Genomic DNA, 20,892 nt, shown 5'->3' on the forward strand with positions numbered 1-20,892 from the left:
GTCTTCCTCCTTGCCAGAAGCCAGAAATTCGTCGATCCGGCTCTGCACCTTGTGCTTTTTTATCTTCACAAAAAGGGAGCCTCCCGGAGGGGAGGCTCCTTAGTTCGGCAGCGGCAGATAGACATCCACCGTCGTTCCCATGCCGACCTCGCTGGTGATTTCCAGGCGGCCGCGATGGCCTTCGATGATTTTTTTGCTGACCATCAGGCCCAGACCGGTGCCTTTGGTCTTTGTTGTATAAAAAGGTTCGCCAAGATGCGTGAGATGCTCCTGGGGAATTCCGGTGCCTTCGTCCTGAACGCGAATGCGAATCTGCGGCTGCTCAGCTGCCAGAAGCTCGGCCGAGATATGGATCACGCCTCCGTCGGGCATCGCTTCGATCGCATTTTTAATAAAGTTGATGAACACCTGTTTCAGTTGGTTGTGATCGCAGTCGATCTCCGGCAGCTCTTCCAGCAGCTCCGCCCGGATCTGCACATTGTGCAAAATCGCCTGTGTCTCGCTTAAGGTCAGCACATCGCGCAGGATCGAGACAAGATCCATCCGTTTAAAAGAATTGGCCTGCGGTTTGGCCAGCACGAGCAATTCGCTGACGATCATTTCGATGCGGCTCAGTTCCGATTCCATGACTTCGAGGTATTTGCGGTGCGTCTCCTGACCCACTTGCATCAGTTGGACAAATCCTTTTAATGCGGTCAGCGGATTGCGAATCTCATGCGCCAGTCCGGCAGCCAGCTGACCGGCGATGCTGAGCTTCTCCGTTTGAATCAAAAGTTCCTCCGACCGCTTGTTTTGGCTGATGTCGCGGCAGGTCCCGCTGAAGCCGATCACTTCGCCCAGGGTGTTGCGCACCGGCGACAAGGTGGCACTGACGTAGATGAGACGTCCGTCCTTGCAGATGCGCTGTGTTTCATAGCCGCGCATGGACTGGCCTGCTTTGATCTCTTGATGCAGCCGGTAAATTTCCTCACTCAGAAAGTCGGGGATGATCGGCAGGTGTTTCCCGACCACTTCCGCTTCCGACCAGCCAAACAGCGCTTCAAAAGCCGGATTGATCTGCAGCACGCGCTCCTCCAGATCGACCAGCCAGATCGCGTCGGCGCTGTTGCGGATGATCGCTTCCAGCTGTTCCTTGGTCTTGCGCAGCTCTTCCTCCGAGCGCTTGATGTGGCTGATATCGCGGCAGGTGCCGCTGATGCCGATCACTTCGCCCTGGGTGTTGCGCACCGGCGACAAGGTGGCGCTGACATGGATCAGGCGTCCGTCACAGCAGATGCGCTGCGTTTCATAGCCGCGCATCGATTGGCCTGCTTTGATCTGCTGGTGCAGCTTGTGCATCTCCGCCGCGAGAAAGTCGGGGATGATCGGCAGCCTTTTTCCGAGCACCTCCTCTTCCACCCAGCCAAACAGCGCTTCGAAAGCCGGATTGATTTGCAGAACGCGCTCTTCCAGATCGACCATCCAAATGGCATCGGCGCTATGTTGAAGGAATGACTCGATGCACAGCTCTTTGCCGGTTTCATTTGGTTCGTCCGCATCGTGCACATGCAAGTCGAGAACCTTGTCCTGCTCATCTATCATCGTTTCGACCCTCTCCGTGAAATGCTTTTGGTATCCATCTGGATTCTATATTTATCCTAAGATATGCGAGCCTCAGTTGTTTTCACCCATCTTTATATAGTACGGCGTCCTTGTTCTTATACCTTTTCCTTGTAGAATCTTAACGAATAAACTAAACCGTAAGCCACAGGCTTACGGTTCTTTATGCATGATTTCGTAATCAATTGCCCCCGTGCAGCGCTTGCAGCCCGGCCGGCAGATCTTTGGCAAAAAACACTTGGTTGCCGCGGTTGCACTCGTAGATGAAGCTCTGCAAGCTCTTGCTCGCGTACCCGTCAAAATCGCCGACGATGGCGATCTGCACCTGATAATTGGTGAACTTTTGCAAAATCTCTCCGGCCAGCCTCGTCTTGAGATCGAAGAACTCCTCGGTGATGTTCGCCTTCGGAATCAGAATCTTGCTGCTGCCGCTCTCATACCTTACGGTCGCCATCAGATCCAGCGCGTCTTGGACGTCATGGATCACAACTTCCGCGCTTTCCACGATCGCGACTTGCGAGTTGCCTTGCCGGTCGAGCCTGATCTTCATCTGCCCTGCCCCTTTCGAAAAAAAGAGACCTCCTGCGGGATTGGTACACGAGGAGGTCGAATCATAGCTGCGTTATGCTTTTTTGACAAACTCAGACTTCAATTTCATCGCGCCAAACCCGTCAATTTTGCAATCAATATCATGATCGCCCTCGACGAGGCGAATATTTTTCACCTTGGTGCCCATCTTTAAGACGGAGGAACTGCCTTTCACTTTCAGGTCTTTGATCACCAGTACGGTATCTCCGTCGGTTAACACATTTCCGTTCGCGTCTTTGATCGTCTTGGTGTCTTCCCCGTTGTCGCTGCCAGGTCCCGGCGTCCACTCATTCCCGCACTCCGGGCAAATCAGCAGGCTGCCGTCTTCGTATGTATATGCAGAGTTGCAAGCTGGGCAATTTGGCAAATCGGCCATGATTCCATATCCCCTATCCGATAATGATCGGCACCATCTTATCACAGTCTCCACAGATTGGCAAAATGCAGGAGCCTGCAGAACCCGGCACGAAATGTCGGATGGGTGCTGTTCTTCCCTGCTATTCTGTTGCTAAAGGAGGTCATCGCATGGATTCGCTGAGTAACATGAATGCCGCGATTCAGTATTTGGAGGAGAACCTGACCGGCGAGATCGATTTTCAAGAAGCGTCCCGGCTGGCTTTGTGCTCCGAGTATCATTTTAAAAGGATGTTTTCCTTTCTGGCCGGCATCTCGCTGTCGGAGTACGTCCGCCGCCGGCGTCTGACGCTGGCAGCGTTTGAGTTGCAGAACAGCGAGGTGCTGGTCATCGATCTTGCCATCAAGTACGGCTACAACTCGCCCGATTCGTTTGCCCGGGCCTTTCAACACCTGCATGGCCTGACGCCAACCGAAGCCAGAGCCAGCGGCCATTCCCTGAAAGCGTATCCGCGCATGACCTTCCAGCTTTCGATCCGAGGGGGAAGAGAAATGAACTATCGCATTGTGGAAAAAGAGGCATTTCGCATCGTGGGATTGATGAAGCGGGTGCCGATCATTTTTAACGGGGTGAATCCGGAGATCGCCGCGATGTGGTCTTCGCTGGATGCCGCCCTGATCCAGCAGTTGAAGTCGCTGTCCAATCTGGAGCCGTCCGGAATCATCAGCGCGTCGGCAAACTTCTCCGAAGGCCGCATGGAGGAACGCGGCGAGCTCGACCACTACATCGGAGCGGCCACCACTCATGCGCCGCCCGACAGCCTCGCCTGCCTCGAAGTCCCCGCCTCCACCTGGGCAGTCTTCGAGTCAGTCGGCCCCTTCCCCGACACCCTGCAAGATGTCTGGGGCCGCATCTATTCCGAGTGGTTCCCCTCCTCCAGCTACCAACAGGCCCCCGGCCCGGAGATCCTCTGGAATGCGGATAAGGACGTCACGTCTCCCACTTTTAAAAGCGAGATTTGGATTCCCGTTGTGAAGAGATGATAGAAAAAACGCCCTCAATGCGCTTCAACGCGAGGGCGTTTTTTATGTTCCTCGTAGCAGCTCTAACTTTGATCGTGACGATTTTAAAGCATATGTTGGACAGTCAAAACAAAAAGAAATAGATCGCCCTCTGAGTGGATAGCTCTGGCGATCTATTTCCCCAACTATTGAGCCGACACCCTTGCCGGGTATCAGTTGTGTCAAAAGACCGTAGGTGTTCGAGCACCTATGGTCTTTTTTATCTTACGCATGTTCTGTAAGTTGATTCTAACATATGAGATCTGGCCCCTTCAAGGAAAGACAATTCATTTGCTACAATCCGAAAAACTCCGAGACCTTCTCAATGGTGTATTGATGTCTCAATTTGTACGCGCTGTTTTGATTCGCACGTAATCCAGTTGTCCAAAACGCTTTCTCCCTTGAAACGGTCTTTTCCCACTCCACTGTCACTACGTACTCACAGCGTTCTAGGTCGTCAAGGTCATGTTTCATGTTCCTCGCTTGAAGGTCACAGTCGACAAGCTTTTTCGTCATACCATTGATATGGACTTCAGCATCCTTTAATGGAACTGATTTTGAAGTCACTTTTCCCACCGCGACATAGCCGCTTTTAGGAATCATACAAAAAATACGAGCGCCCACAAACAATGAGTCAAGCGTCCTGCTGTACCACTTACCATTGCCTGCTGAAACAAAACCGTATTTTACGGCATCCTCCCAGCTCCGATACTGATCATCATCAAAATTCACCACGAAGTCCTGCTGATTCCATTTTTCTTTTTTATTGTCGCGTTTCGAAATCGACGTCTTTTCTTCCACGACGTTTGGGTCAATCAGCCAACTTCTTGAGATAAATTCCTCATGGCCTTCTTTGAAATAACGGAAAAACACGGCGTTGACCGGCACCCCGAAATTTGAAGACAAGTATTGAATAATTCGTTCCGTCTCATAATCCAATTCTGCGCTGACGATAATCATTTGATGTGCTTTGTTAATTTCCTCGGGCAGACCTGTTTCAAATTTGGCAATAAACGCGTCTTCTAGAGATGCTTTGTAGCTATCTTCATAGATCTGAACAATTTCATCGTACGACAAAGATTGAATCCAACTTGCATAGTCGATGATCTGGGCAACTACATCACGTGGTGTCCGCTGCTTTTTCAATTCCATGATGACGATATTGCCGTCCTGATCGATCGCCAGCAGATCAATAAATTTTCCAAATGCAGTCGGGACTTGTCTGCCTAGTAACAACAAGTTGTCCGAAATGATCGAGATGTCCTCTTCCAGGATCTCTTCGAGCTTTTTTTCCGACGCAATCGCAGTAAAATTTACTCGTTTTACGCCATTGCTGACATTCCAGATACCTACTTCAATCGGCATACCTGTACCCCTTTTCTTTTACAAATAATAACGAATACGTAATGTAGCTCCCTTCCCTTTTGGCGGGGCATAAAGCACTTCGTCCGTTGGCTTTTGCATGGAGTACATCACTTCACAACAACTCGCCATTCTGTGATTGCTGGATGGATATCCCCCTACCATGCTATGTACGTCGCCTGCGCAAATATCGACCGATTCTTTTCCTGCGCTTCGTGCCTCTTCCATGATTTCTTCGATCTTCTTTTTGAATGTTTCCGAGTTAATGACTTGCTGAGCTCTCTTGCAAACAATTTGAATCGGGTTCCCATCCGGGTCTTTTACCCAGCCGGATCGGAGGTTGTGCAGGAAGTCGTGCGGTTCGGATAACAGCGTGGCGCCGTTTTCCAGTAGGTAGTGGATGGCTGCATCTGTATCTTCCGTCCAGACGACGATTTCACAACCCGCATTTGACCCAGGGGTCAAACCATGGACTTCACGCGTCGATTCCTTGGTGGCGATGCCTAATTTGAAACCGTCTAACACCAGCTCATGGTGGACTTCCTGGCCTTCAATGACCGCTGTGAATGTCAGTTGGAAGCCAAGGCGTTCGTAAAATGCTTTTGAGACCTCCAGATTCTCGACATAGAGGTTGATTTGCGGGGCACGAAATTGCATCGGACACACTCCTCTTTTATGTGATGAAGCCATACAGCGCACCGATATTGGCACGGTGCTGTTCGGCATAAAACGCTTCGCTTACCCCTTTCAAAGCGGCCACTTGTTTCAGGACGGCGGGCAGAAGCAGCGGGGTCGTCTTTTGCCCGGAAAAAGGGCCATCGTACGGCCAAGGGCCATCCGTCTCGATCAGGAGCTGCTTGATCGGAACCGCTTGGGCCAACTGCTGGTCACGTTCGCGATGGCAGACTTCCGGCGTTACCGAGACATAGTAGCCGGCCTTGACGATCTGCGCCAGATCAACGGCTGAAGCTTTGAGCCAGTGAAAATGCGCTTTGGTCACCCGATGCCTTTGCAGCAGCTCAAGGGCAGTGCGCGCTTGGTCATGCACGGCGTGCAGCACGAGAGGGAGGTCAGACTCTACAGCAGCCTGGGCGAACCGATCCAACAGTTCCACATAGCGGTCCAATGCTCCTTCGCCTTGCTCTGCCAGCGTGTAATGCGGTAGCCCCACCTCGCCGATCGCAGACAGGCGGGGACGTTCCGTGCGGATCAGCGTGAACAGTTCCGGCAGATCTTGCTCTGCCGGACACGCTTGCTCCGGATGCCAGCCAATCGCGGCGTGGATGAAATGCGGATGGCGCTCTTTTAGCTCCAGCGTTCGGTAGGAGGAGCGCAGATCGGTCGCCACCGCCACTACCGCTTCGATACCGGCCGCGATCCATCGTTCGATCTCGTCCGGTTCGTATTGAGCGAGATGCAGATGGGAATCGATCATCGTCACTCCTCCAATCATTTTTCTATTTCACAATTTGCATGGATTTCATGATCTTGGAGACCTTCTAACTGAGTGTAGATACATAATGAGGAGGTCTTTTCATGAACGCCGCTCATCGAGCAAAACTGACTTCGGCCGAGATCGCCGCCCTGTGGACGCAGTACATGAACGATACGTCCGGGCTCTGTTTCAATACATACATGCTGGAGCACCTGCAGGACTCTGACATCCGGAAAGTTTTCCAAGATGCTGTGCAGCTCAGCTCCCGACATGTTAACACAATAAAGAAGTTCTTAGAAGATGAAGGATTCCCGATTCCGATCGGGTTCACTCCTCAAGACGTAACAGTTGGCGCGCCACGCCTTTTTTCGGATACGTTTTGTCTGCATTACTTAAACATTATGTCGATCCACGGCTGCCATGGGTACAGCGGGGTGCTGACGACATGCACCCGCCGTGATATTCGCGACTATTACACGACCTGCATGACGACTGCCGTTGAATTATGCAACCAAACCAAAGACATCATGCTCGACAAAGGCGTGTATTATCGCCCCCCGGCGATCTCGCCGCCTGAAGGGCCGGAATTTATCAAAAGCGACAGTTTTTTAGCCGGCTGGTTTGGCGAAAAACGACCCCTGAACTGCATCGAGATCTCCGATATTTATTTTAATCTAAAAAAGAGCATCTTGGCGAAAGCGCTTATCGTTGCTTTCAGCCAAGTTGCTCATTCTAAAAAAGTGCGTGATTTTTTACTGGAAGCTGTGCAAGTCAAAGACAGCCACATCAATCTGTTTCATGAGACGCTGAACAACGAGAACCTGCCTGCTCCCCCCACGTTTGACGCGGAGATCACCGGTTCGACCACAGCTCCGTTCTCAGACAAGCTGATGATGTTCCAAATCGGATTTTTGTTCTCCACCGCCATGGTCTATTACGGAACGGGATGGGCCTCCTCGCTCCGCACCGATTTGACCCCAAAATACATCAGCTCCATTGCCGATGATATGCGAATCGGCCGCAACTGGATGAACATCATGATTGAACACCAATGGTTTGAACAACCGCCTCTCGCTGCCGATCGCAAAGCATTGGCGATGAAGAACAAATGAGTTTCGGTGCGCTTTACTCCGGCTGCCGGAAGTAATGGATCGGGCGGATCTCCAGACGCCAGCCGAACTCCTCCCCCGCATCCATTCGGGTCGTGGGATGCAGGGAAGCGATCCGAATCGCTTCCTCGATGTTTTCCGCTTCGATGAGGAAGGCGCTGCCGATCAACTCTTTGGTTTCCGAAAACGGCCCGTCAGTAACGCGCACCTTCCCGTTAGCCCGCTGCAGACTTTTCGTCTCGGAGTCGAGACCGGCATCGAGCAGCACCTGCCCGCTGTTGTAAAATTCCTGGAGGTGCGGCATACATTCGCTCATCACAGCATCGATCTCTTCCTTGGAACGGGCATCCATTTTCTCCGGATTCAAGTAGCCAAGACACAGGTATTTCATTTGAAATCCCCCTTTCTACTATGATGACGAACGGCAGACGGGATCATCGACAGGCCCGCCAAGAAATCGCAGCGTTCCAGTCGGTCATTTATCATCTTTTATCCAAAAGGCAGAAAGATAAGCAGTCCGAAACCCTGCCCGTTCCATATTGGCATGGCTGACCGAACCAAACTCGACATCCGTATACAGCGTATCGAGACCCAGTTGAACAGCTTCCGCCAACCGATGTCTTAGCAGGGCGGTCTGACAGCCTCTGCCGCGATACTCCGGGAACGTGAAGTCATTGGCCAGATACCCCGCCTGTCCATGCACAAACATCGACCCCATCGCCGCCGGGTTCCCGTCGATCGTCAGCATGTAATTCTTGAAATCGGGGCGGTAAAAATACGGCTTGCTCCGCGCAACCATCTCCTCGGTGAGCTCCATGCCCCCGTTGGACAGCGCGATCCACTGGATAAACTTTTCTGCAGTTTCCTCAGTGACCAGCTCAAATTGGAACTCATACGTCCCTTCGAACTTTTGCAACGGGTCGGCATGCAGAAAGACCAGTTGCTCGGCTGGCAGATACCCTTTTTCAATCAATGCTCGAGAGACATCGGGTGACAGGAGATCTGGCGTCAAATCAAAACAAGGTGCGCCGTCTGGATAGTGGTTGAGGATCGTATCCAAAAGCGGCACGTCTTGAGCGCCAAACCCTTTGACCCGGTTGTAGTAGATGGACGCAGGGTTGGTTGGTTCCCGAAGCAGAGTACTTCCTCCCACGGAAAGCACTTCTAACTGCTTGGGCACTGCCGCTAATGCGCGGCTGGCGTTCAATTTGGTAAGCTCCAACTCAATCTCTTCAATGCGTTCTATTCTCCTGCGCATTACAAATACCGCGCCGTGACAGAGCGCTCGCACTTTAAAATATCGGCGGGCGGGCCTTCGTACAGAATTTCCCCGCCGCCGGTACCGCCATTCGGACCCAGGTCGACGATCCAGTCGCTGTTGCGGACCACATCCAGATTGTGTTCGATGACGATCACCGTGTTGCCTTTCTCGACCAGCTTCTCAATGATGCGCAGAATGTTCGAAACGTCCGACATGTGCAGCCCGGTGGTCGGCTCGTCCAGAATGTAGACGTTGCCTTTCTTGTTCAGTTCCTTCCCCAGCTTCAGCCGCTGGCATTCACCGCCGGAAAGCGTGCTGAGCGGCTGCCCCAACGTCAGATAGCCAAGACCTACCGTTTCGAGGCTTTTCAGCTTGCCCAGAATGTCTTTCGTCTCGAAAAATTCCAAAGCTTCCGCGATGGTCATCTCCATCACATCCACAATGTTTTTGCCTTTGTACAGGTACTGCAGCACATCCTGTTTAAACCGGCTGCCGTTGCATTCGCTGCAGACGATCTCCATTTTGTCCATAAAGGACATGTTCAGCTCGATCATGCCCGTACCGCCGCACCCTTCACAGCCGCCTTCCGAGTTTGCGCTGAACAGCCCGGCTTCCACACCGTTGGCAGCAGCAAACGCTTTGCGGATCGCATTCATGATGTCCGAGTAGGTCGCCGGATTGGAACGGATGTTAGCGTGCACCTGAGTTTGGTCGATGCGGATCGCCTCCGGGAAATCCTTGGCAAACACTTCGTTGACCAGCGTGCTTTTGCCCGAACCTGCCACGCCCGTAATCGCTGTAAATACGCCTTTCGGAACGCGGAGGGAGACGTTTTTCAAATTGTGCAGGGAGCTCTTGCTGCTTTCAAAGAACTCGGAAACCGGCCTTGGCGCGGCATTGATCTCCGCATGACGAGAGAGATACTGCCCGGTCAGCGTATCGGAAGCCAACAAGCCCTCGTAACTGCCGCTGTACATGATCTCCCCACCGCCGGAGCCTGCTCGCGGTCCCACGTCGACGATGTGGTCGGCCACTTGGATCACATCGGGGTCATGTTCCACCACCAGCACGGTGTTGCCCTTGTCCCGCAACTTAACCAGCAGTTCGTTCAAGCGGTACACATCGCGCGGATGCAGGCCGGTGCTGGGCTCATCAAAGATGTACATCAACCCGGTCAAACTGCCGGACAGATGCTTGACCATCTTGACCCGTTGCGATTCGCCGCCGGATAAGGTCGTCGTTTCCCGGGTCAGGCTCATATACCCCAAGCCAATTTCACAGAGATTTCTCAAGCGTTCCACAATGCCGTCCACGACAGGCTTCGCGGCGGGAGTGTCGATCTGCAGCATAACATCGATCAGCTTGTCCAACTGCATGTCGGTCAGATCAAAAATCGAGTAGCCCATGACTTTCGAAGACAACGCTTTCTCATGGTAGCGTTTGCCTTCACAAGCCGGGCATCTGCTGGTTGTCGTAAATTCACTCAGTTTTTTGGCGGCTGCTTTCGTGGTGTCTTTGTCGGAATTCACATTCAACCGCATAAAGCGCACAGCAAGGCCTTCGTAGATCGTGTTCATATCGGTGTCCCTGTAGCTGACGGTCACTTTTTGCGGCTCGGCGTGGAGCAGTTGTTGGAGCTCTTCTGCCGTGTAGTCTTTGATCTGCTTGTCGTTGTCAAAGAAGCCCGATTCGCCATACAGCTTCCACTGCCACGAGCCCGGCGCGAATCCTGGCAGCAAAATCGCGCCTTCATTGAGGGATTTGTCCATGTCCAGCGCTGCTTCCGTTCGCAGCGTGATGATCCGACCAATCCCCTCGCATTTCGGGCACATGCCTTGGGGGTCATTAAAGGAAAAAGCGTTGCTGTATCCGATCTGCGGTGTGCCAAAACGCGAAAAGAGCAGTCGGAACAGCGAATTGATGTCGGTCACCGTGCCAAGTGTGGAACGGGCATTACCGCCCAGCCGTTTCTGGTCGACCACCATCGCGGTGGACAGGTTTCTGATTTCATCCGCTTCCGGCCGGCTGTAGCGCGGCAGAAACGTGCGGACAAAACTGCTGTACGTTTCATTGAGTTGACGCCCTGCTTCCTGGGCGATTGTATCAAACACGATCGAGGACTTGCCTGAACCGGATACCCCGGTGAAGATCGTGATTTTTCCTTTGGGAATCTGCAGACTGACGTTTTTCAGATTGTTTTCGCGAGCGTTCGTGATTTCGATGTAGCCTTGGTTCATGGAAACGCCTCCTTCAGTCTTTTCAGAGTCAATTATCCCAATTGGAAGTTCATAAAAGCAATAAAAATTTGGAAACAAAAAGAAAAACCTCCCTTGAGCATGAGCCTGAGCCCGCCAAGTGAGGTCTTGCTTCCCGATCCTTTATTTAAATCTCTGATCATCCACCGCATGGCTGATTCTGAAGAAGTCAAAGATCCCTTGGGCATTGGCTCCATTCACATAGTTCAGCCACTTTTGGCTTTCCGTTTTCTCATCGAAGGTTTGCAGGGCATTGATGATCGCTTGAGCGACAATCACTTCAATATCCCCGGTGAGCATGGTCTGTCCGTCCGATTTTTTGGAGGTGATGATGTCAACATTCCCCGGCTTCAGCACATCGCCATAAGGATTGGCCCCTTCAAAAAATTGCTTGAGCGTGCAGACGTGATAGTTATCCCAGCCATCGACGACCGTCGCCTTTTCAGGATCAAAATCACGGGCATTTTTGACCTTCTTGTGGTAGGTGATGTTAAAAGCATGGTCAAAGTTTCTGGTCTTCGATCGCATCGACGCCTGGTAGACCCACTTGTCTTTCGTGTTTTCAACGACCCACCAGTGCACCACCTTGGCAAATTCTCCGCAGTTGCCGACGCGCAATAATGTCGAGGCATAGGCCATCATCCGGTCGTTAAACTCAGTCCAGTCCCCGATTTTGATCTTCTGTTTCGCAAGTTCCTGCGAGACTTCCTGAGCGATCCCTTTCCAATGGTTCCGCAAAAATCTCAGCTTCGCCGTGCTGACCCCATTGGTGCTGTCCGGGCCGGTGATCGAGCCCCGGCGATTGCCTCGACGGATGTAGGCGTCGCCCGGAAACTGGGCGGCAAGGTAGTCCTCAGCTGCAGACTGTGCGCTCGGCACATCTTTGAACTCGTAGTTTTTCGGGAACCGAACCCACTTTTTCAGCACATCCCGCACTTCCGGCGACACATCGGCGATCGTGTTGGCGTCGAGAATTTCATTGTTGTTGATGACCAATTTCGCCTGTGCCACCGGCTGGCCGTTTGTGTTCGCCGCGCGGGATTTCAACAGTTGCATGACCCTTTGGTTGCCCATCTGTTTTTGTAATTGCAAGATGGCATGGGCGGAAGGCATCGCGGCAGCAGCTGGCTTGGCTGGAGCGGACGTTGCTTGTTTCTGAGGAGTTTTAGAAGTATGAGACTGGTAGGACTGCATGTCTTGTCACCTTTGTTAAGAATGATGTATGTGTTTTCAGTATGACTGAATTTCGGTTGAGTTGTCTACTTAGAAAATTTTAACTTGGTGACAAGCTCGCAGCGCTTACGCTTCTTTCTCGCCTTTGTACTCCAAAATGTCCCCGGGCTGGCAGTCCAGCGCTTTGCAGATCGCCTCTAACGTAGAGAGTCGAATCGCTTTTGCCTTGCCATTTTTCAGAATCGAAAGGTTCGCCATCGTGATTCCAACCTTCTCCGAGAGTTCGGTTACACTCATTTTCCGTTTTGCCAGCATCACGTCAATGTTGATAAGTATCGCCATGTTCTTCACCTCAGACCGTTAAGTCATTTTCAGACTTGATATCGATGGCATGTTTCAACAGCTTTTGAAGAACAGCAGCAACGACTGCGACTGCGATGGAAGCAAACGTAATGACCAAGGGGATTCCTACAAGGCCTGGGGCGTCGTCTGCCTGTGCCATGGGAAATAAGAAGGGCATGCACACCACATACAGACCGCCGATTGTGAGTGCGCAGCGTTTTATATTCTGTAAAGCTTTTACAGACAGCTCCGAGAACGCTTTGTTCTTGTCGATATAGGTGAGCAGCTTGAAAGCCTGATACAAGGCACCGAAAAACACGATCGCCGTTATATAGACAACGACCAAAACGTATTTCAAATACTCCATCTCCGTACCCGTAGCTGTTACATCAGCAGCGAACCAAGGCATGATACAAAACGCAAGAACCGGAATTCCCATCAGCAAAACAACGACTTTCAAAAACAGTGTTTCACGTTTCACCCAAAGCACCTCACTTCGTATTTGTTGATTTGATCTTACCACGCTATTTATCGTTTTGCAATAAATTATTATTGCCTTGGGTCATAAAAGATCTGATAAACAGAAAACGACCTCCACCGCGACAGTATTCGCGGCGAGGTCACCTTTACAGGTTTTGCATGAGAAATTGATAAAGCTGTGCCGTTGCCCGGTTCATTGGATGCGCCGATGTTTTGCAGAGGATTCCGAACGTCATCTCGATCGGACTGCCACTCAGCGTTCGTGCCGTCGTTCCTGCGGGAGCCGGGTCTAATACAATTTTCGGGACAAGCGCGATTCCCAAGTCGCTTTTGACATAGTATTTCAAAGCGGTCATACTCCCAATCTCCATCGTATCTGCCGGCCTGCTCCCGGTTTCATGCAAGAGCAGCTCCAGTTTTCTCCGGTACGGACAGGTCGCAGAAGTGATGAGCAGGCGTTGATTCTGAAGGTCGTGCAGTGCCAGTACCTCCTTATCGGCAAGCGGATGATTCTCCGGTAACAAGACGGCAAACTCTTCGTTCAACAAGGGCTCAAAATAAAGATCGCCCCCCTGTTCAGGCGCGGAACAAAGCGCCAGATCAAGCTCACCTCTCTGCAGACGCTCGCTCAATGTTGGTGTGTTCGCAATGTCTACAGCTATTTTGATCCTCGGAAAGCTCGAGAAAAAGCTCTTTAAGATCTCAGGCAAGCGATAACTGGCCGTCGGCTCCGTGACCCCCAAGCGCACGCTTCCCGCGGCGCCCACTTGCAGATCCGCCAGGTCTGTTTGCAGTTGCTCCACATTCTTTAGAATCTGCAAGCTCTGTTCGTAAAAAAGCCGCCCGGCTTCCGTTAAACGGATCTTTTTCCCGCGTTCGAGGAGTTGGACGCCTAAGTCGGATTCAAGCTTTTGGATTTGCATCGTGACGGTTGACTGCGCGTACTTTAGTTCTTCAGCTGCACGGTTAAAACTTCCGTATTTCAAGATCAGGTGAAATGATTTTATCGTTTTCAGATCCATCTTGGCACCTCGGGTATTGTGATCAATTTTTTTGAATGACCAGTTTGAATAGTTCAATTATACAAAACGGAGTTGCCCAGATACAATTTTTTCAAGACCAATCAAAGAGGTGGCTCGAAATGGATCTGAAAAACAAAGTGGCACTCGTGACCGGCGGCGGGACAGGAATCGGCAGGGCTGTATGTATCGCACTGGCTCAGAAAGGAGCAGCAGTAGCCGTCAATTATTCGCGTTCACAAGTGGAGGCCGAAGAGACGGTACAACTGATCAAGAACGAAGGCGGACGTGCAATTGCCATGCAAGCGGATGTTTCACAAGACGGGGATGTTCGGAACCTGGTTGCTGCCGTCGTGCAAACCTTCGGGACGGTTGATCTGCTGGTCAACAATGCGAGCATCACACGGCACATTCCTTTTGACGATCTGGAAGCGGCAACGGAGGATGTTTGGGATACGATTTTTGACGTGAATGTCAAAGGGATGTTCTATTGTGCAAGAGCTGTTGCTCCTTACCTGAAAGCGAACCAGCAAGGCGCAATCGTGAATGTCGGCAGCATCGCCGGACAAACAGGTCTCGGCTCCTCGATACCCTACGCCGTGTCCAAAGCGGCCGTGCACAGCCTTACGAAATCGTTAGCGCGCGCCTTAGCTCCGGAGATCCGAGTCAACTGTGTGGTACCCGGCGCGGTTGCAACCAGATGGTGGGCCGGCCGAGAAGAACAAATGAAGAACCTGGCTCCACAGCTGCTGTTGCAGAGTATTGCAAGACCAGAAGACATTGCTGCCCTGATCTGTTCCGCCTTGGAACAGGAAGCGATGACCGGCCAAATCATCACAGTGGATAGCGGTCAAACATTGTGACAATGATGGGAAGGTCGGCAACTCGCCAAATATTCCTTTACAGGAATATTCCTGAGGTGGTATATTGAACTCAACCACAATATGTCATCAGAGGAGATGAATGCGAAATGAGAAACAAAAAAGTTCTTTACTGGGTGTTTACCGGTCTTTTGGCTGCCTTGATGCTGGTAGGTTCGATTCCCGATATCATGTCCGTCCCCGAAGCGGTCGAGTTGTTCGATCACTTGGGTTACCCAGCCTACCTCCTCCCCTTCCTGGGAGTCGCCAAAACAGTAGGCGTTATCGCGATCTTGATCCCCGGCTTCCCGCGCATCAAGGAATGGGCATATGCCGGCTTCGTATTTGACCTGGCGGGCGCAATGTATTCCAGCATCGCCGTGGGCGACCCGGCCAGCGGATGGTTGCCATTCCTGTTCGGCTTCCTGTTGATCGCCGGCTCTTACGTTAGCTACCACAGCTTGCGCAAAGCTGCCCCGTCGCAAGGTCTGAAAAACGTCATGAAAGAAGGGGTCCCTAGATGACAACGACCGGACTGAATCCTAAGGTTAATGTATTTTTAAGCAAAGCGAAAAAGTGGCAGGCAGAATTCGAGAAGTTGAGAAGTATCGTTCTTGACTCTGAACTGACCGAAGATTTTAAGTGGATGCATCCTTGCTACACCCTCAATCAGAAAAACGTCGTTTTGATCCATGGATTCAAAGATTACTGCGCCCTTCTGTTTCACAAAGGCGCCTTGTTGCCAGATCCCCGTGGCATCCTCATCCAACAAACAGAGAATGTCCAAGCGGCGCGCCAGATTCGGTTCACCAGCCTTCAAGAAATCATTGAATTGGAGAACGTCCTGAAAGACTATATTCGTGCAGCGATCGAAGTTGAAAAGTCCGGTTTGGAAGTGGAACTCAAGGAGACGGCAAAATTTACAGTCCCTGAAGAATGGGAAAGAAAGCTCGAAGAACTCCCCGCCTTGAAAACTGCTTTTGAAGCATTAACGCCGGGACGGCAAAGAGCTTATCTTCTCTATTTCGCTGAGCCCAAACAATCCAAAACCCGAGAATCCCGGATCGTAAAATACATGCAACACATTTTCGATGGGAAGGGATTGAAGGATTAGGCCGCAGAGCGACTTTCGTTCTTTCAGCTTGAAAGTACCCCCTTCTTCCGCTTCGTTGACGAGTCTATTTTAACAATGTTACGATGTGGGTGCTATTTTAACGGCATGAATTTTGAAAAGGGGATGTATCGATGAGCATCAGCAGCCTGACCGTTCAAGATGTTTTGGAGACTTACAAAACCGCAGTCTATGAAAAAGATGTGGAAGCGTATCTGGCCTTATACACATCCGACTTCCACGTTTACGATTGCTGGGATGACTGGGAGTGCGTCGACCGTTCCCAATGGGCAGCCAGCACGAAAGAATGGTTCCACGGTCTTCAGGAGGAAAACGTTCTGCTGCACGTAGCATTTGATGATGTGGTTACAGAAGAGAGCGGGAGTCTCGCTTTCGTGCGTTGCAATGTCACGTTTGCAGCGCACAACGAGTCGGGCGAGAAACTTCGTCAGATCACCAACCGGTTCACGTTTGGCCTGCGCAAAGAAAATGATTCGTGGCGCATCGCGCACCAGCACTCCTCCCTGCCGGTCAACGGCGAGACGGGCCAGGGTGTTTTCCAGCGCAAGTAATTCTGAGCACTGCAAACAAAAAAGACGCTGCAGACGATCGAATCGTCGCAGCGTCTTTTTCTTTTTCACGCCTTGAGTTCTACTCAAGGTCTTGTTGTTCCAGCATTTTCGCCAGCACGGCTTCCCAGTACACTTTCATTTCTTCCCGCATAAACTGGTCGGCCAGCTTTTCCTGATGAAAACTCACCGTGGTCTTATCCGGATGGTTGGACAACAGTCGAATTTGCAGTGTGGAAGGATGATTCCACGCGGGTCTCTGCCACGTCAGCCTGAGCTGCTCCATCGGCTTCACCACGCGCATCTCCCCAGAGATCCCTTCTTTGGTATGGAACGCATGCCCCGCCTGCAGTGTGAGCGTCGGTAGAGTGCCAAGCCACATTTTCACGAATTCCTGCGAGGTCAGCAATTGCCACGCCTGTTCTCTGGCCATGGGCAGGGTCCGCCGCACGCCAATCTGAAATCCTGCCGTTGCCGTCTGGCCCACAAGTTTTTTCCCTTGTTCGGTCATGTTCATCCTCCCTCATCGGACGGTCTCGATCTTACCAGGTCTCGTCGAGATGTTTCGCATAGTAGGAAAGACCGCGGCCGAAATACTGCAACTTTTCATCCGTGGTGGTCTCCAGCAAATGGGTCAGTGCGAGCTCCATCGCCTCTTTGTAAGACTGGGTGTTGTACAAGGCCATCGAGAGGAAGATCTGGATCGCCCGGTTGTCAGGAAACTCTCGCATGCCTCGACGCAATGTTTCCACCGCCTCCTGATAGAAGCCCAGCGCGCGATACGTGCTGCCAAGACCCATCAGACACCGTTCCAGATCAGGGCCGCTCAGCCCGAGCTCAAGCGCCTTGGCGTAATAAGGAATCGCCTCGCGCCCAAGCCCGGAATTGTCATGCGCCACCCCAAGCTGATAGAGGACTTCCGCCTGATCTGGATGGGCAGCCTCCAGTTCAAACAGAATCTCAAGAGCTTTCCCCAAAATGTCCCGATCCTGCTTCGCCCGTCCCTCTTCCCGCAGTTGAATCGCTTCGTCCAAACGTTGTCGCATCATGGCCTATTCAAATCCTTTCCGGAATTGCACGTTGATTGCCAACAGTATATAGATTCCACCTTATTTTTACAAGTTAATGAGCTGTGTTCCGGAAGTGCCGATACACTTTCTCCAGCTTCTGCTGATGCTTGCCACGCGTGCTCTCCATATTGCCAAATTCAAAGAACTTCGTGCGCTTGATGCCGACATAGTTGAAGAGCGCCTTTCGCATGAGGATTTTGTGAGCATTGTTGAGCCAGAAGAACGGATAGAAAGTCGGCCCCTTCATGCTGGAGATGCACACGACCGACTTGCCTTTTAGCAGCCCTTCCGGAATCAGCGAGCCATTGTCACGATAAGCGAATCCCGAAGCAAACATCTGATCGATATACCCCATCAGCATCGCCGGAGGGCGTCCCCACCAGATCGGATAGACCAGCACGATCTGATCCGCCCACAAGAGCTGCTCCCTGTACGCGGCGAGATCCGGGTCGGCATGCATGTCTCTACGGCGTTTGTTTTCGTTAAAAACGAGGACCGGGTTGAACTGCGCTTGATACAAATCCAGCACCTGCACATCTACAATGTTCGGGTTCTCCTCGCATCCGCGCAGGACTGCTTGCAAAAAAGCATAACTCAAACTCTGATGGTTCGGATGCGTGTAGATGACCAGCGTTTTCACGGACAACACCTCATTTAGTTATCTTTTGATAACAATAACGGTAGCACATCCAGTTTTTAGTTGTCAAATGATAATTGTTTTTCGATAACCAATTTGATACCTTGTGAGAAGAGGTGATTCTATGGATCAACAAGCGCTGTTCAACAAGTTCGTGACCTTCACGTCATCCGTTCATCAAATCACAAATGAAATGACCAAAGACGTACCAGCCGAGGACGTCACTCCCCTTCAATATAAGATCCTTGAACATCTGGCCGTCTGCGAACCGGTCACGATCAGTGCGATCAGTGACTGTTTGCATACGTCGCTCCCAAACACCAGCCGGGAACTGAGAAAATTGATCGAAAAGCAGCTCTGCGAAAAAGTCCCCGACCTTGAGGACCGCCGCAAACAATACATTCGCCTGACAACGCGCGGACAAGCGATAATGCAAGCCGCGTTCCAGCAGATCGAAGTACACTTCCAGCAGCGGATCGCACACCTTTCCGAGGAAGAGCTGCGCGAGATCGAGCGTGCATTGGATGTGCTGCAGAAGAAAGTTTTTTATTAGAGCCTGAGAGTAGGGCGAGGAGGATTCCTATGAACTTCGAGATGGCAAGCGAGCGGTTGCTCTTCACCAAACTGGATGCAAGCGATTGGGAACTGTTCCGATCAATCTATACCAACCCCGCACTGTTGCAGCATATTCAGGCGCCGCGCAGTGAAGAGGAGATTCGAAACCAATTCGAAAAGGAACTCACCCCGTGGAGCCCCGCCTCTTCCCATTGGCTGACCTGGACGATTCGTGAGCAGGCGTCCCATCAACATGTGGGCGTGATGGGCATTTGTTCACGTGACGGAGAACAGCCGACGGCGGAAGTGGGTTTCATTCTGCTGGACACGTCCGCAGGCAAAGGGTATGCGACCGAAGGGCTGAAACAGGTGATAAAGTTCGCAACAGATACGTTCGGTTTTGAAAAATTCACCGCGCTCTGCTCCGAAGAGCACACAGCGTCGCGAAACGTATTGGAGAAAGCCGGCATGACGCTCGACGAGATCCTGCCCGAAAACTCAGAAATCAACGGCCAGCTGATCAATGATTGCTTTTATTCGATGATGGTCGGTGAGAAGTAAAATGAAATAAGAAAAGCCCGCAGAGCGATTTGTCTCGATCTACGGGCTTCTATTTTTCTAACTTGCACATTCGCCGTCTATTCGAAATCGAGACGCATCACGACCCGGCGCTCAGTAGGTCTGGTCACCTCACGAAAACCGGCCGCGACAAAGGCGTTGCGGCTGCCAACGTGGAGCTCCCCCCACGTGATCTCCTTACCAGGGACGGTGATCATCGGATACCCCTCAACAGCGCGGGCGCCCTGCTGACGGGCGTATTCAACGGCAGCCCGCGTGAGCTCGTAGGTGATCCCGCGCCGTCGATAGCCGTTGCGAATCGTGAAACAGGTGATGGCCCAAACACTATCGTCGTTCTTGTCCTCGTTCCGTCCCGTCCACGGGACCCGGCTCTTGAACAGCTTTTTGTAGGCAGTCCGAGGCTCCATCGCGCACCACGCGACCGGCTCGTCGTCGAGGTAGGCAACAAGGCCGCTGGTTGTGCCAGCCTCCGGGTTCCCGCAGTTGGTCTCGGCGCGCAGCAGGAAGGCGCGTTCATCGTCTTCTGTCTGCTTCCACTGAGTGTTGGGGATCTTAAACCGCTGGCAATAGCACCGCCCAGAGTGGCATTTGGCAGAGCCCAGTACAGCTTCTAAGTCCTCCCAAGATGCCTTGTTCGCGGGCACAACAGAGATGACGCCATCTATCGTTGACATGGAACCGCCTCCCTTGACTTCGAAAATGCAAAAACAGCCGCCAAGAATGGCGGCTAGTTTAAGTTCTATTCATCACCAAAATCTACGTTGTGGTAGACTTGTTGCACATCGTCGAGGTCTTCCAACACGTCGATCAGCTTGCGGAAAGATGCTTCTGCATCGCCTTCAAGCGTAACTTCGTTTTGCGGAAGCATGGTGAGTTCAGCCACCGTGAAATCGGTAACTCCTGCGCCTTTCAATGCTTCTTGCACAGCGTGGAATTCTTCCGGTTGTGCGTACACAATGACTTGCTCGTCTTCCGCAACGATGTCACGTACATCGACATCCGCTTCCATCAAGGCCTCGAGGATTTCCTCTTCCGATTTCCCTTCGACACCAACAACAGCCACGGAATCAAACATGTACGCGACAGAACCGCTCACGCCCAGGTTGCCGGCGTTTTTCTTAAAAGCAGAGCGGACATCGGAAAACGTACGGTTGACGTTGTTTGTCAGAGCATCAACGATCAGCATCGCGCCGTTCGGGCCGAAGCCTTCATAGCGAAGCTCATCATAAGTCTCATCAGAGCCGCCTTTTGCTTTTTCCAACGCACGATCGATGATGTTTTTCGGTACATTGTATGTCTTCGCGCGGTCTAAAACAGCTTTCAAAGCTGCGTTGGAGTCAGGGTTTGGATCACCTTTTTTAGCTGCTACAAAGATCTCGATCCCAAACTTTGCGTAAACTCGAGTCTTCTGCGCGTCGTTTTTCGCTTTGCCTTCTTTAATGTTGTTCCACTTGCGACCCATTTATTTCACT

At 51.8% G+C, this 20,892-nt stretch carries 26 protein-coding genes; 8 read left to right on the forward strand and 18 right to left on the reverse strand.

Annotated elements, in window-relative coordinates; genetic code table 11:
* Positions 1-99 precede the first annotated feature (99 nt).
* From CBW65_RS06435 to CBW65_RS06445, 3 genes are all read right to left on the reverse strand, one after another.
* Positions 100-1,581, reverse strand: a complete 1,482-nt coding sequence (locus tag CBW65_RS06435) for a PAS domain-containing sensor histidine kinase (protein ID WP_087456154.1) — start codon at positions 1,579-1,581, stop codon at positions 100-102.
* 199 nt (positions 1,582-1,780) lie between these two features.
* Positions 1,781-2,149 (reverse strand): DUF4180 domain-containing protein, encoded by a 369-nt coding sequence (locus CBW65_RS06440; protein WP_087456155.1) that lies wholly within the window; start codon positions 2,147-2,149, stop codon positions 1,781-1,783.
* A 72-nt stretch (positions 2,150-2,221) separates the two neighbouring features.
* Positions 2,222-2,563 carry a zinc ribbon domain-containing protein YjdM gene (locus tag CBW65_RS06445; RefSeq protein WP_087456156.1) on the reverse strand — a complete coding sequence of 114 codons (342 nt, stop codon included), beginning with the start codon at positions 2,561-2,563 and terminating at the stop codon, positions 2,222-2,224.
* A 149-nt stretch (positions 2,564-2,712) separates the two neighbouring features.
* On the opposite strand from CBW65_RS06445, the gene CBW65_RS06450 reads away from it, so the two are divergent.
* Positions 2,713-3,585 (forward strand): AraC family transcriptional regulator, encoded by an 873-nt coding sequence (locus tag CBW65_RS06450; protein WP_087456157.1) that lies wholly within the window; start codon positions 2,713-2,715, stop codon positions 3,583-3,585.
* Between the two features lie 312 nt (positions 3,586-3,897).
* Here the strand turns inward: CBW65_RS06450 and CBW65_RS06455 are convergent, their stop codons facing one another.
* Genes CBW65_RS06455 through CBW65_RS06465 form a run of 3 tightly spaced genes read right to left on the reverse strand, consistent with a single transcriptional unit; the run spans position 3,898 to position 6,400 of the window.
* Complete coding sequence (locus CBW65_RS06455) at positions 3,898-4,968, reverse strand: endonuclease NucS domain-containing protein (protein WP_087456158.1); 1,071 nt, start codon at positions 4,966-4,968, stop codon at positions 3,898-3,900.
* Positions 4,969-4,986: 18 nt separating this feature from the next.
* Positions 4,987-5,622 (reverse strand): VOC family protein, encoded by a 636-nt coding sequence (locus tag CBW65_RS06460; protein ID WP_157721811.1) that lies wholly within the window; start codon positions 5,620-5,622, stop codon positions 4,987-4,989.
* 16 nt (positions 5,623-5,638) lie between these two features.
* Positions 5,639-6,400 (reverse strand): TatD family hydrolase, encoded by a 762-nt coding sequence (locus tag CBW65_RS06465; RefSeq protein ID WP_087456160.1) that lies wholly within the window; start codon positions 6,398-6,400, stop codon positions 5,639-5,641.
* A gap of 101 nt (positions 6,401-6,501) precedes the next feature.
* Between CBW65_RS06465 and CBW65_RS06470 the strand changes: the two genes are divergently transcribed.
* Positions 6,502-7,512: a DUF3231 family protein gene (locus CBW65_RS06470; RefSeq protein ID WP_087456161.1), complete on the forward strand. Its 1,011-nt coding sequence runs from the start codon at positions 6,502-6,504 to the stop codon at positions 7,510-7,512.
* A 13-nt stretch (positions 7,513-7,525) separates the two neighbouring features.
* On the opposite strand, the gene CBW65_RS06475 is transcribed toward CBW65_RS06470, so the two are convergent.
* From CBW65_RS06475 to CBW65_RS06505, 7 genes are all read right to left on the reverse strand, one after another.
* A complete protein-coding gene (locus CBW65_RS06475) occupies positions 7,526-7,900 on the reverse strand; it encodes a YciI family protein (protein WP_087456162.1) in 375 nt (124 codons plus the stop codon).
* An 84-nt stretch (positions 7,901-7,984) separates the two neighbouring features.
* Positions 7,985-8,662, reverse strand: a complete 678-nt coding sequence (locus CBW65_RS06480) for a GNAT family N-acetyltransferase (protein ID WP_157721812.1) — start codon at positions 8,660-8,662, stop codon at positions 7,985-7,987.
* A 104-nt stretch (positions 8,663-8,766) separates the two neighbouring features.
* Positions 8,767-11,007 carry an ATP-binding cassette domain-containing protein gene (locus CBW65_RS06485; RefSeq protein ID WP_087456164.1) on the reverse strand — a complete coding sequence of 747 codons (2,241 nt, stop codon included), beginning with the start codon at positions 11,005-11,007 and terminating at the stop codon, positions 8,767-8,769.
* A gap of 141 nt (positions 11,008-11,148) precedes the next feature.
* On the reverse strand, positions 11,149-12,081 hold the full coding sequence (locus CBW65_RS06490) for a hypothetical protein (protein ID WP_087456165.1): 933 nt from the start codon (positions 12,079-12,081) through the stop codon (positions 11,149-11,151).
* Between the two features lie 243 nt (positions 12,082-12,324).
* Positions 12,325-12,540 (reverse strand): helix-turn-helix domain-containing protein, encoded by a 216-nt coding sequence (locus CBW65_RS06495; RefSeq protein WP_087456166.1) that lies wholly within the window; start codon positions 12,538-12,540, stop codon positions 12,325-12,327.
* A gap of 10 nt (positions 12,541-12,550) precedes the next feature.
* Complete coding sequence (locus CBW65_RS06500; RefSeq protein ID WP_157722168.1) at positions 12,551-12,979, reverse strand: DUF2975 domain-containing protein; 429 nt, start codon at positions 12,977-12,979, stop codon at positions 12,551-12,553.
* 187 nt (positions 12,980-13,166) lie between these two features.
* A complete protein-coding gene (locus tag CBW65_RS06505) occupies positions 13,167-14,042 on the reverse strand; it encodes a LysR family transcriptional regulator (protein WP_087456168.1) in 876 nt (291 codons plus the stop codon).
* A 119-nt stretch (positions 14,043-14,161) separates the two neighbouring features.
* On the opposite strand from CBW65_RS06505, the gene CBW65_RS06510 reads away from it, so the two are divergent.
* The 4 genes from CBW65_RS06510 (at position 14,162) to CBW65_RS06525 (ending at position 16,582) form a co-directional block, all read left to right on the forward strand.
* Positions 14,162-14,902 (forward strand): SDR family NAD(P)-dependent oxidoreductase, encoded by a 741-nt coding sequence (locus CBW65_RS06510; RefSeq protein WP_087456169.1) that lies wholly within the window; start codon positions 14,162-14,164, stop codon positions 14,900-14,902.
* A gap of 107 nt (positions 14,903-15,009) precedes the next feature.
* Positions 15,010-15,423, forward strand: coding sequence for a DoxX family protein (locus CBW65_RS06515; protein WP_087456170.1), 414 nt, complete (start codon positions 15,010-15,012; stop codon positions 15,421-15,423).
* Positions 15,420-16,013, forward strand: coding sequence for a YdeI/OmpD-associated family protein (locus CBW65_RS06520; RefSeq protein ID WP_087456171.1), 594 nt, complete (start codon positions 15,420-15,422; stop codon positions 16,011-16,013). Before CBW65_RS06515 ends, CBW65_RS06520 begins: the two co-directional genes overlap by 4 nt.
* A gap of 131 nt (positions 16,014-16,144) precedes the next feature.
* Positions 16,145-16,582 carry a YybH family protein gene (locus tag CBW65_RS06525; protein ID WP_087456172.1) on the forward strand — a complete coding sequence of 146 codons (438 nt, stop codon included), beginning with the start codon at positions 16,145-16,147 and terminating at the stop codon, positions 16,580-16,582.
* Positions 16,583-16,661: 79 nt separating this feature from the next.
* On the opposite strand, the gene CBW65_RS06530 is transcribed toward CBW65_RS06525, so the two are convergent.
* The 3 genes from CBW65_RS06530 to CBW65_RS06540 form a co-directional block, all read right to left on the reverse strand.
* Positions 16,662-17,090: an SRPBCC domain-containing protein gene (locus CBW65_RS06530; RefSeq protein WP_232463454.1), complete on the reverse strand. Its 429-nt coding sequence runs from the start codon at positions 17,088-17,090 to the stop codon at positions 16,662-16,664.
* A gap of 31 nt (positions 17,091-17,121) precedes the next feature.
* Positions 17,122-17,628: a tetratricopeptide repeat protein gene (locus CBW65_RS06535; protein WP_087456174.1), complete on the reverse strand. Its 507-nt coding sequence runs from the start codon at positions 17,626-17,628 to the stop codon at positions 17,122-17,124.
* Positions 17,629-17,701: 73 nt separating this feature from the next.
* Positions 17,702-18,289, reverse strand: coding sequence for an NAD(P)H-dependent oxidoreductase (locus tag CBW65_RS06540; RefSeq protein WP_087456175.1), 588 nt, complete (start codon positions 18,287-18,289; stop codon positions 17,702-17,704).
* A gap of 121 nt (positions 18,290-18,410) precedes the next feature.
* Here CBW65_RS06540 and CBW65_RS06545 point away from each other — a divergent pair, with 121 nt between their 5' ends.
* Complete coding sequence (locus CBW65_RS06545) at positions 18,411-18,839, forward strand: MarR family winged helix-turn-helix transcriptional regulator (protein WP_087456176.1); 429 nt, start codon at positions 18,411-18,413, stop codon at positions 18,837-18,839.
* Between the two features lie 29 nt (positions 18,840-18,868).
* The gene (locus CBW65_RS06550) at positions 18,869-19,402 is read left to right on the forward strand and encodes a GNAT family N-acetyltransferase (protein ID WP_087456177.1); all 534 of its coding nucleotides are present in this window, start codon (positions 18,869-18,871) and stop codon (positions 19,400-19,402) included.
* 77 nt (positions 19,403-19,479) lie between these two features.
* On the opposite strand, the gene CBW65_RS06555 is transcribed toward CBW65_RS06550, so the two are convergent.
* Positions 19,480-20,094 carry a GNAT family N-acetyltransferase gene (locus tag CBW65_RS06555; protein ID WP_087456178.1) on the reverse strand — a complete coding sequence of 205 codons (615 nt, stop codon included), beginning with the start codon at positions 20,092-20,094 and terminating at the stop codon, positions 19,480-19,482.
* Between the two features lie 65 nt (positions 20,095-20,159).
* Positions 20,160-20,882, reverse strand: a complete 723-nt coding sequence (locus CBW65_RS06560) for a YebC/PmpR family DNA-binding transcriptional regulator (protein WP_087456179.1) — start codon at positions 20,880-20,882, stop codon at positions 20,160-20,162.
* Positions 20,883-20,892: the final 10 nt, after the last annotated feature.

The sequence above is a fragment of the Tumebacillus avium genome (assembly GCF_002162355.1).
GTDB lineage: Bacteria > Bacillota > Bacilli > Tumebacillales > Tumebacillaceae > Tumebacillus_A > Tumebacillus_A avium.